We start from the raw sequence: 9,213 nt of genomic DNA, 5'->3' as shown, positions 1-9,213 counted from the left end.
GATCTTCCGCGGCTACTCGATCTTCATGAAGGGCAAGGATCCCCGCGACGCGCACTTCATCACCAGCCGCATCTGCGGGATCTGCGGTGACAACCACTGCACCTGCTCCTGTTACGCGCAGAACATGGCCTACGGCGTCAAACCGCCGCACCTGGGTGAGTGGTTGATCAACCTCGGCGAGGCCGCCGAGTACATGTTCGACCACAACATCTTCCAAGAGAACCTGGTCGGGGTGGACTTCTGCGAGAAGATGGTCTCCGAGACCAACCCGGGCGTGCTGAGCCGAGCAGAAAACACGCCGGCGCCGCACGCCGACATGCACGGGTATAAGACCATCGCCGACATCATGCGCTCGCTCAACCCGTTTTCCGGAGAGTTCTACCGGGAGGCGCTGCAAGTGTCCCGGTACACCCGGGAGATGTTCTGCCTGATGGAGGGCAGGCACGTGCACCCGTCGACCCTGTATCCGGGCGGCATCGGCACCACCGCCACGGTTCAGTTGATGACTGACTACATGGCCCGGCTGATGCGCTACGTCGAGTTCATGAAGAAGACCGTGCCGATGCACGACGACCTGTTCGACTTCTTCTACGAGGCGATCCCCGGTTACGACAAGGTCGGCCTGCGCCGCACCCTGCTGGGTTGCTGGGGCTCGTTCCAGGATCCCGAGGTGTGCAACTTCGACTACAAGGATATGGAACGATGGGGCAACGCCATGTTCGTCACCCCGGGTGTGGTGGTGGACGGCAAGCTGGTGACCCATTCGCTGGTCGACATCAACCTGGGCATCCGGATCCTGTTGGGCAGCTCCTACTACGACGACTGGACCGACCAGGAGATGTTCGTCCAACGCGACCCGCTGGGCAACCCGGTGGACCGGCGTCATCCGTGGAACCAGACCACCAACCCGCACCCACAAAAGCGGGACTTGGACGGCGGCAAGTACAGCTGGGTGATGTCCCCGCGCTGGTTCGACGGCAAGGACCACCTGGCACTGGACACCGGCGGCGGTCCGCTGGCCCGGCTCTGGCCGACCGCGCTGGCCGGCCTGGTGGACCACGACTACGTCAAGTCCACCGGCCACAGCGTGCAGATCCACCTCCCCAAGACCGCGCTCAAGGGGCCGGTCGATGTCGAGTGGAAGATCCCGCAGTACGGGTCCAACACCATCGAACGCGACCGGGCGCGGACCTACTTCCAGGCCTACGCCGCAGCGTCCGCGCTGTACTTCTGCGAGAAGGCGTTAGCCGAAATCCGCGCCGGCCGGACCAAGACCTGGGAGAAGTTCGAGGTGCCCAAGGAAGGCATCGGCTGTGGTTTCACCGAGGCGGTGCGTGGGGTGCTCAGCCACCACTTGGTGATCCGGGACGGCAAGATCGCCAACTACCACCCGTACCCGCCCACCCCGTGGAATGCCAGCCCGCGCGATTCCTTCGGCACCCCTGGCCCCTACGAGGATGCCGTTCAGGGCCAACCGATCTTCGAGGAGAACGACCGGGAGAACTTCAAGGGCATCGACATCATGCGCACGGTGCGCAGCTTCGATCCGTGCCTGCCCTGCGGGGTGCACATGTACCTCGGTAAGGGCAAGACGCTGGAGCGGCTGCACTCGCCCACCGGTTCGGCCGCCGCGGAATAAGCCGGGGTGAGCCGTGGCCGGTCGAGCAGAGGAACCTCACACCGACGGGCGATGGCGCACCGCGGGCGAGCGGATCCAGACCCTGCTGGACGCCACCGCGGCCGGTGGGTCCGCCGCACGTGAGCGAGCCGAGCAACTGGTCAGCGAGGTAGTCGAACTCTACGGCGCGGGCCTGGCCCGGGTGATGGAGATGATCGACGATCAGGCGGTCGTCGAACGACTGGCCGCCGACGATTTGGTGGCCAGCCTGCTGCTGGTGCACGGCCTGCACCCACACGACCTGCGTCGGCGAGTGTCGGACGCATTGGAACGAGTTCGGCCATATCTGGGGTCGCACGGCGGCGACGTGCGCCTGCTCGAGATCGTCGAGGACGGCAATGGGTACCGCGTCGAACTCGAGTTCGCCGGCAGCTGCGGGGGCTGCCCGTCGTCGGCGGTCACGCTGGAGCTCACCGTCGAGGACGCTATCCGAGCCGCCGCACCCGAGGTTTCGTCGGTCGAAGTCGTCGCACCTGCTGGCGCAGAGCCACCGTTAGCGAGGGGAGTGATTCCCGCCGAATCGCTATTTTCCAAGGTGCACAACACCACGGGTAGCCGGACGGACTGGCATCAGGTGCCCGACTTCGCCGAGCTGTCGTCCGGCGAGGTCGGCGGTTTTGTCGTCGGCGACGTGGCGGTGCTGGCGTGCCGGGTCGGCGACCAGTTGTACGCCTACCGTGATTACTGCCCGGTGTGCGACGAAACCCTGGCCGGCGCGGTGCTACACCGAGAGATCAGCACCGCGGTTTTGCGTTGTCCGCGATGTCACAGCAATTTCGATGCCGTGCACGCCGGCGCTGGACTCGACGACACGGCCGTCCACCTGGATCCACTGCCGCTACTGGTCCGCGACGGGGTGCCGTCGTTGGCACTGCCCGCCGAAGCGATGGGTGCCCCGGCATGACCAGCCCCTACGACATGCTTACCCGTATCACCAACCGCAGCGCACCTGTGCCGGTTGGCCAACGCTGCGAAATGTGTTCTGAGCCTATCGAAGACACCCACCAGCATGTGGTCAACGTGGCAGGCCGGCAACTGATGTGCGTCTGCCGGGCGTGCTATCTGTTATTCACCGACTCACAGGCTGAACTTCGCTACCGCGCGGTCCCGGACCGGTATCTGGCCTTCCCCGACTTCGCAGTGGATCGCCGCGCCTGGGAGGCGTTGCAGATCCCGGTCGGTTATGCGTTCTTCTTGCGCAACTCGGCGCTGGGCCGCACCGTCGCGTTCTATCCCGGCCCGGCGGGTGCCACCGAATCGGAGCTGGACCTGGACACCTGGACCGCTGATCCGCGGGTGGAGATGCCCTCCGACGATACCGAAGCCCTGCTCATGCGGGTGCCCGACGACGAAGAACAATCGCCGGAGTGCTATCTGGTTCCGATCGACGCCTGCTATGAATTTGTGGGCCGGCTGCGGACCCTTTGGCGTGGCTTCGACGGCGGCCAAGAGGCCCGCACATACGTCCGCGACTTCTTCGACCGGGTGGCGGAACGCGCAACGGTGGTCCCACGGTGACCGAACTGACGTTCAGAGTCCTGGATGTGGCACCCGAACCCTATGCGGTGGCTCCGATCCTCACCGCCCGGGTCGGCATTGCCGCCACCGGTGACGACCCGGTGCACGCAATCGCGTTGCGCTGCCAGGTCCGCATCGAGCCACTGCGACGCGGCTACACCGACGAGGAGGCCGCTGGCCTGCTGGATCTGTTCGGTCCCAGGGAACGCTGGACGTCCACCCAGCACACCTTCCTCTGGCAGCACTGCACCGCGATGGTTCCCGGATTCACCGGCACCACCCAGGTGGACCTTCCGATGGAGGCCAGCTACGACTTCGAGGTGACCGGCGCGAAATACCTCCATGCGCTGCGTGACGGCACGATACCCTTGCAGTTCCTGTTCAGTGGAACAATTTTCGTCAAGTCCGAACGTGGGTTTTCGGTCCAGCAGGTGTCCTGGGAATGCGAAGACCACTACGCGATGCCGGTGTCGGTGTGGCGGGAGCTGATCGCGCAGCACTACCCGAACACCGGTTGGGTGCGACTCAGCCACGACACCGTCACCGCGCTGGCCGCCTACAAGTCGTCCCGTGGACTGCTCGATCTCGACCGCGCGGTCACCGCGCTGCTGGCCGAGGCACGTGAGCCGGAGGAGGCACGATGACCGCACGTTGGGACCGGGCCCGTGCGGTAGCGGACGCGGTGCTCTACGAGGGCTACCTGCTCTATCCGTATCGCGCGTCGTCGAGCAAAAACCAATCACGTTGGCAGTGGGGCGTGTTGGGTCCACCCGGCGCAGCCGACGCCGGAATCGGCGAGGACGACACCCTGTCGGCGCAGTTCGTGATCGACCGCGCGAACGCGGTCACGCTGGTACTGCGCTTCCTGCAGTTGCAGCACCGCCAAGTCGAGCGCACTGTTGACAGCGGCAGTTACCAGGCGGTCAGCGAGCTGAGCACGCCATCGAGGAGCTGGCTGTCCTGGGACGAGGCCGTAGCGGTCGAGTTGCCGTTCGGCCCCTTCGGATTCGCTGACACGCCAGCGCAGTGGACGCTTCCGGTGACCGTATCCGGCGGCACCGACGTCGAACCGGTCGAAGGCGGCCGGCTGGTGCGCACCCGTCACGCTGTCCACGCAGCACTGAGCGTCGACGTCGAACCCGATGACGGACTGCACCGCGCTACAGTCGCAGTGCACAACACCGGTGCGGCCACGGCCGACAAGGAGTCGGCCATCGCGACGTCGCTGATCGGCACGCACATCATCGCCGAAACCGTTGGCGGTGAGTTTGTCTCGCTGCTCGAGCCCCCCGATCACGCCGCAGGCGTAGTGGCCCGTTGCCGCCAGCACCGGTGCTTCCCGGTGCTGGCCGGTCCGCCCGCCGAGCGTGACCTGCTGTTGGTTTCACCGATCATCCTCTACGACCACCCGGAGGTTGCCGAGCAAAGCGAGGGACAGTTCTTCGACTCGACCGAGATCGACGAACTCCTCACGCTGCGGGTGATGACCATGACCGACGAAGAGAAGGCGCAGGCCCGGGCCAGCGATCCGCTGGCCGCTGAACTCATCGATCGATGCGACGCGATGCCGCCAGAGGCCCTGGCACGGATGCACGGGGTCCTTCGCGATCCACACCACGTCGCCGGACTGATCCCCGAAGTACCCGAGGGGGTCGGCTGGTGGGAGCCGACGGCCGACACCGCGGTACGCCCGGACGTCGACGCGGTGCTGGTCAACGGGGTGCGGGTGGCGCGGGGCAGCCGGGTGCGGTTACATCCCGGGCGTCGAGCCGACGCCCAGGACCTGTTCATCGCCGACAAGACCGCCCGGGTCACCTCGGTGCACGAGGACGTCGACGGCAACCAACACGTCGCGGTCGTGGTCGACGACGACCCGGCAGCCGAGCTGCACGAGTGGTACGGGCGCTACCTGTATTTCTCCCCCGACGAAATCGAGCCACTCGACGCCGAACGAACCATCACGGAAAGGAATTGACATGGAAATTGTGGACGTACTGGGTTGGATTTTCGTCGCCATCCTGGCGGTGATCGCTCTCGTGGCGATGGCGATCGGGATTTATGCCATGCCGGATGCCTGGCGCTACATGAAGATACGGCGTATGTAGCGGGCTGTGACAACGTCTATGACGTCCCGCATCCTGGTAGCCGGCATCGGCAACATCTTCCTCGGGGACGACGGCTTCGGCCCCGAGGTGCTATGCCACGTGTCCGACCGGTTCGCCGAGTCGGAGGTGTGCGTCGTCGATTACGGAATCGGAGGTATGCATCTGGCTTACGACCTGCTCGAAGACTGGGACGCTGTGGTTCTCGTCGATGCCCTGCCCGACCGGGGTTCACCCGGTACGGTGCATGTCTTTGACGCCGACCATGCCGATCATGCCGGGCAGGACTCCGTGCCCGCACTCGACGCGCACGGCATGGACCCGGCGACTGTTTTCGCCAGCCTGCGGGCATTAGGCGGCGTTGCGCCACGGACCGTTGTGGTGGGCTGCGAGGTTGCCAATGTCGAAGAAGGCATCGGCCTCAGTGATCCTGTGCGAGCGGCGATTCCGGACGCGGTAGCTGCGGTCGAATCGGCGGTGACGATGCTGCGGAACCACGCACGCGACACGGTACGGAAGGTTTAGCTATGTGTCTGGGAATTCCGGGTCAGGTAGTCCGGATGCTCGATGGCTATAACGGACACCTGGCACTCGTCGACGTTGCCGGGGAGCACCGCAGAGTCAACGTCGGCATGCTGCCGGAGGAAACGTTCGCTTCGGGCGACTGGGTCATCATCCATATGGGCTTCGCGATCGAGAAGACCGATCCGGCTGGCGCGCAGGCCGCCATGGACGGTCTGGAGCTGCTGCGTCAGGGCGATCTGGGCACGGTTTCGTGAGGGGATTAGGGCGTAAAGACCACCCGGGTTCCTGACGGCTCGCGCCGGGCCCACACTTTTTCGACATCTGCCAAGGACTGAGGCTGGGTCAGTTGCTGCAGCCGGCCTTGGGCCACCATCGCCAACAGCCGGGGCAGGAATTCGGTGCGGGCGCGAGCAACCATGTCCAACGGCACACTCCCGATGCCTACACCGGTCAGTATCACCCCGGCGCTGCGCAGAATTCCTGCCGACAGCCTGATCGTGGGGCCGGCCATCTGGCCGACCTGAACGAATCGGGTGGCGTGAAAGGTCGGGGTCAGCCCCTGGTTGCCCAGGATCGCCAACACCTGTTCGGCCGGCTCGCCCCACAGGTAGTCGATCACCGCATCGAACGGCCGCTCACGGTGCGCGGCAGCCGCCCGGGCGCCCAGATCATCACTGCCCAGCCGGATCACGTCGTCGGCACCGACGCTGCGCAACCACTCCAGCCGGTCGGCGTCGCGACCCACGGCCACCACCCTTTGTACCCCGAATTCGACTTTGGCCAGTTGGACGGCGAGTGAACCGGTGACACCCGTCGCGCCCAGCACCAACACCTGGTGTTCGGGTTGAACCTGCGCGGCGTGTTGTAACGACATCCACGCCGACAGGCCGGGATTGGGCGCCGCAGCGGCCGTCACCGCGTCCACGCTGTCGGGCACGTCCACCGCTGCGCGCGGATCGACCAACGTGCGCTCGGCCATCATCCCGTAGGGGCTCAGCGCCCCGGTGTACACCCGGCGTCCATCCGGCAGCCGGGCCACTCCGTCCACACCGGCGACGCTCGGCAGCGCCAAAGCCGAGCTGCCGTAGTGCGATCCCGACACTAGCCCGCGGGTGAGGTTGGTCAGCGCCGCGGCCTCCACTGTCGCCACCACGGCGTCGTCGCGAGCGGAGGGTTCCGGGAAATCCGAGTACTTCGGTGAGCGGCCCAACGCTTCGACTACCGCTGCCTTCATGGTGTCCTCCTGGAGATTGTTTCCATGGAAACCTACTCAAGATGACCCAGCATGACAAGATGACCCAGCATGACAAGATGACCCAGCATGACAAGATAGTTTCCATGAAAACCAAGATGGACGCCATCGCCGAGATCAGCGGCCTGATCCAGGCAGTCGGCGATAAGTTCGACACATCCGACCGCGACGCCGAGCGCGACTTCATGGCCGCGCACTGCCCACGTCGTCTGGAGCCGGTGGTGCGTGAGATTCCTACACTGAGCATCCACCTGCTCGATCACCTCACCGATGAGCCCATCAACGTCGTTGCGCTGGCGGAGCGCTCCGGGCAACTCAAGGGCACGGTGTCCAAGCATGTGCAGCGGCTGGTCGACGCCGGGCTGGTTCAGCGTTCGCCGGTACCGGGCAACCGCAAGGAGGTCTCACTCAGCCTCACCGGCGACGGCCACACCGTCACCCGCACGCACCGACGGATGCACGACGAAATGAACCGTGGACTCGAGGACTTTCTGTCCCGCTACACCCGCGCCGAGTTGGCGACCGTGATCAAAATCCTCCGGGATCTCCTGAAAGCAGAACGGATGGGTGTGCGGCCGACGTCTTAGCTTAGCCTTAGCCGGAAAACTCGGCCGCCCATGTTGTCTCGATTGTCAACGCGCCCGTTGACACAGTTGTATACTACATGCATGTTGCGCGTGAGTGAAGAAACCCGCGAGCGGGTTCTGCGGATCGGTCGCGAGGAGTTCGGCGGTGTGTCGGCTGACGAGACCGTACGCCGGCTCATCGATGAACACTGGCGGGCGACAGCCATCGCGGCTGTGCGCCGCTACCGTGAGGCTGACCCTGATGGCTGGTCGAAGTACCTCGCCGAGGCCGAACATGCCGGTCTCGCTGATGCTCCGGTGGTCGATGAGTGGACGCGGTGAGCAGCAAACCGCTCATCGAGCCTGGCCAGGTGTGGTTTGTCGACTTTGATCCGGTGCGGGGGCGCGAGCAAGGCAAAGATAGGCCGGCGCTTGTGGTCTCGTCGCGTTTCCACCTCGACCTGACCCTGCGATGCCTGATCTGCGTGCTGCCGTTGACCAGCGTGGAACGTCCCGGGTGGGTGCATCGAGTTCGTATCGCTTCCGGTGGCGGCTGGGTAATCACCGAGCAGATCCGTACCGTGTCTGCCGAGCGGTTCCGCCGGCCGGCACCCGAGATCAAGCTGTCTGTTGCGGAGCTCAACGACGTGCGGCACGTGTTGGCGCAAATGCTCATCGTCTGACCTCGATTCTCGGGATGGGTAGGGGTCGGCGACTCGAGTCGGCCTGTGGCTGGGATGAGTCGCGTTTCTGCTGGTAGACGGCTTGCCTCGGCAGCCTTTCGGTACCCACCTCAATAGGTTTACCAGAACCAGCACCCAGTCCGGCGGCGCGGGCCAGCGCCGCTGCGAGGCGCTGCGCGCCTACTTCGTCGAGGGTGCCCGCCGGGCTCGTCCAGACCGTCGAAAACGCCGAGGGATGGGGGAGCTAAAACAGGTTCGAGAAGTGCGGAAAGGGAATTATATATTATACGCCCTCAGTTGTGGGTTTTCCTCGCCTGGTGTTACGTTGGCTACCGCCGAGGACCAGTTCGACCCAAAGGATTCGTCACAGGAGAGGGATTTCACAATGGGTCGTCACGGTAGCGACGGGCAGCGGGGTCGCGCAGGCAAAGCCGTGGGGCGGCGTGCGGCGGGCGCCGTCGGCACGTGTAGCGGCGTTTGTCTGCGCCGGTGTCGTCGTACATCTGCCGGGCTAGCTTGACTTGCCGCGCCCCGAGTTTGAGTTTCTGGCCGCCGGTGCGCCCGCGGACGCGGGCGGCCCAGTCCGTCGCGGGTTGACGTTGCCGCGGACACGGCAACCGTTACACCACTCACCTGCGGAGCCGAACCGTCCGGGCAGCTGTTGTCGACGGCACGTGAAAACTGACCCCGGCGCGGCATCCGAATTCTGACCCCCTAGGTCCGGTTTCCTGGCTCTACCCGAGCTAGCAAGGACCAGAAGGGAATGTAGACTGTGGAAGCTTGGGCAGAGAATCGCCGGTTGCGCCGTGCGGAGGGTTTGTCGATCAAGATGATCGCCCGGATGCTGGGGGTCTCCAAGAACACGGTGAAGTCGGCATTGGAGTCGAAT

At 65.0% G+C, this 9,213-nt stretch carries 14 protein-coding genes; 12 read left to right on the top strand and 2 right to left on the bottom strand.

Annotation, left to right across the window (positions count from 1 at the left end; translation table 11 throughout):
- From AC2VOP_RS15280 to AC2VOP_RS15245, 8 genes are all read left to right on the top strand, one after another.
- The coding region (locus AC2VOP_RS15280) for a nickel-dependent hydrogenase large subunit (RefSeq protein ID WP_486961767.1) at nt 1–1,639 on the top strand (1,639 nt) is incomplete at its 5' end.
- Nucleotides 1,640–1,652: 13 nt separating this feature from the next.
- On the top strand, nt 1,653–2,582 hold the full coding sequence (locus tag AC2VOP_RS15275; protein WP_486961766.1) for a NifU family protein: 930 nt from the start codon (nt 1,653–1,655) through the stop codon (nt 2,580–2,582).
- The gene (locus AC2VOP_RS15270; protein ID WP_486961765.1) at nt 2,579–3,196 is read left to right on the top strand and encodes a DUF5947 family protein; all 618 of its coding nucleotides are present in this window, start codon (nt 2,579–2,581) and stop codon (nt 3,194–3,196) included. Before AC2VOP_RS15275 ends, AC2VOP_RS15270 begins: the two co-directional genes overlap by 4 nt.
- Nucleotides 3,193–3,840, top strand: coding sequence for a DUF6084 family protein (locus AC2VOP_RS15265; protein ID WP_486961764.1), 648 nt, complete (start codon nt 3,193–3,195; stop codon nt 3,838–3,840). The genes AC2VOP_RS15270 and AC2VOP_RS15265 overlap by 4 nt, the downstream gene beginning before the upstream one ends.
- Nucleotides 3,837–5,171 carry a hypothetical protein gene (locus tag AC2VOP_RS15260; protein WP_486961763.1) on the top strand — a complete coding sequence of 445 codons (1,335 nt, stop codon included), beginning with the start codon at nt 3,837–3,839 and terminating at the stop codon, nt 5,169–5,171. Before AC2VOP_RS15265 ends, AC2VOP_RS15260 begins: the two co-directional genes overlap by 4 nt.
- A gap of 1 nt (nt 5,172) precedes the next feature.
- Nucleotides 5,173–5,301, top strand: coding sequence for a DUF6893 family small protein (locus AC2VOP_RS15255; protein ID WP_486961762.1), 129 nt, complete (start codon nt 5,173–5,175; stop codon nt 5,299–5,301).
- Nucleotides 5,302–5,319: 18 nt separating this feature from the next.
- Nucleotides 5,320–5,823: a hydrogenase maturation protease gene (locus tag AC2VOP_RS15250; RefSeq protein ID WP_486961761.1), complete on the top strand. Its 504-nt coding sequence runs from the start codon at nt 5,320–5,322 to the stop codon at nt 5,821–5,823.
- A 2-nt stretch (nt 5,824–5,825) separates the two neighbouring features.
- Nucleotides 5,826–6,077, top strand: coding sequence for a HypC/HybG/HupF family hydrogenase formation chaperone (locus AC2VOP_RS15245; protein ID WP_486961760.1), 252 nt, complete (start codon nt 5,826–5,828; stop codon nt 6,075–6,077).
- A gap of 5 nt (nt 6,078–6,082) precedes the next feature.
- Here the strand turns inward: AC2VOP_RS15245 and AC2VOP_RS15240 are convergent, their stop codons facing one another.
- Nucleotides 6,083–7,057 (bottom strand): quinone oxidoreductase family protein, encoded by a 975-nt coding sequence (locus tag AC2VOP_RS15240; protein WP_486961759.1) that lies wholly within the window; start codon nt 7,055–7,057, stop codon nt 6,083–6,085.
- Between the two features lie 104 nt (nt 7,058–7,161).
- Between AC2VOP_RS15240 and AC2VOP_RS15235 the strand changes: the two genes are divergently transcribed.
- The 3 genes from AC2VOP_RS15235 to AC2VOP_RS15225 all read left to right on the top strand — a co-directional run bounded on the left by AC2VOP_RS15235 (nt 7,162) and on the right by AC2VOP_RS15225 (nt 8,324).
- The gene (locus AC2VOP_RS15235; RefSeq protein ID WP_486961769.1) at nt 7,162–7,662 is read left to right on the top strand and encodes a MarR family winged helix-turn-helix transcriptional regulator; all 501 of its coding nucleotides are present in this window, start codon (nt 7,162–7,164) and stop codon (nt 7,660–7,662) included.
- 81 nt (nt 7,663–7,743) lie between these two features.
- On the top strand, nt 7,744–7,983 hold the full coding sequence (locus AC2VOP_RS15230) for a hypothetical protein (RefSeq protein ID WP_486961758.1): 240 nt from the start codon (nt 7,744–7,746) through the stop codon (nt 7,981–7,983).
- Nucleotides 7,980–8,324, top strand: a complete 345-nt coding sequence (locus AC2VOP_RS15225; RefSeq protein WP_486961757.1) for a type II toxin-antitoxin system PemK/MazF family toxin — start codon at nt 7,980–7,982, stop codon at nt 8,322–8,324. The genes AC2VOP_RS15230 and AC2VOP_RS15225 overlap by 4 nt, the downstream gene beginning before the upstream one ends.
- 380 nt (nt 8,325–8,704) lie before the next feature.
- Here the strand turns inward: AC2VOP_RS15225 and AC2VOP_RS15220 are convergent, their stop codons facing one another.
- Nucleotides 8,705–8,941, bottom strand: a complete 237-nt coding sequence (locus AC2VOP_RS15220; protein WP_486961756.1) for a hypothetical protein — start codon at nt 8,939–8,941, stop codon at nt 8,705–8,707.
- A 155-nt stretch (nt 8,942–9,096) separates the two neighbouring features.
- Here AC2VOP_RS15220 and AC2VOP_RS15215 point away from each other — a divergent pair.
- Nucleotides 9,097–9,213, top strand: a 117-nt coding sequence (locus AC2VOP_RS15215; protein WP_486961768.1) for a sigma factor-like helix-turn-helix DNA-binding protein, incomplete at its 3' end; no start/stop codon positions are given.

The sequence above is a fragment of the Mycobacterium sp. TH-M106 genome, from assembly GCF_057473765.1.
Note: the sequence above shows the minus strand (reverse complement) of the source record. Positions and strands in the feature narration are given on the sequence as shown.

Coding starts and splice junctions, on each gene's coding strand:
- AC2VOP_RS15270 (WP_486961765.1), top strand. CDS start 2,579: ATGACCAGCCCCTACGACATGCTTACCCGTATCACCAACCGCAGCGCA.
- AC2VOP_RS15260 (WP_486961763.1), top strand. CDS start 3,837: ATGACCGCACGTTGGGACCGGGCCCGTGCGGTAGCGGACGCGGTGCTC.
- AC2VOP_RS15255 (WP_486961762.1), top strand. CDS start 5,173: ATGGAAATTGTGGACGTACTGGGTTGGATTTTCGTCGCCATCCTGGCG.
- AC2VOP_RS15250 (WP_486961761.1), top strand. CDS start 5,320: ATGACGTCCCGCATCCTGGTAGCCGGCATCGGCAACATCTTCCTCGGG.
- AC2VOP_RS15245 (WP_486961760.1), top strand. CDS start 5,826: ATGTGTCTGGGAATTCCGGGTCAGGTAGTCCGGATGCTCGATGGCTAT.
- AC2VOP_RS15240 (WP_486961759.1), bottom strand. CDS start 7,057: ATGAAGGCAGCGGTAGTCGAAGCGTTGGGCCGCTCACCGAAGTACTCG.
- AC2VOP_RS15235 (WP_486961769.1), top strand. CDS start 7,162: ATGAAAACCAAGATGGACGCCATCGCCGAGATCAGCGGCCTGATCCAG.
- AC2VOP_RS15230 (WP_486961758.1), top strand. CDS start 7,744: ATGTTGCGCGTGAGTGAAGAAACCCGCGAGCGGGTTCTGCGGATCGGT.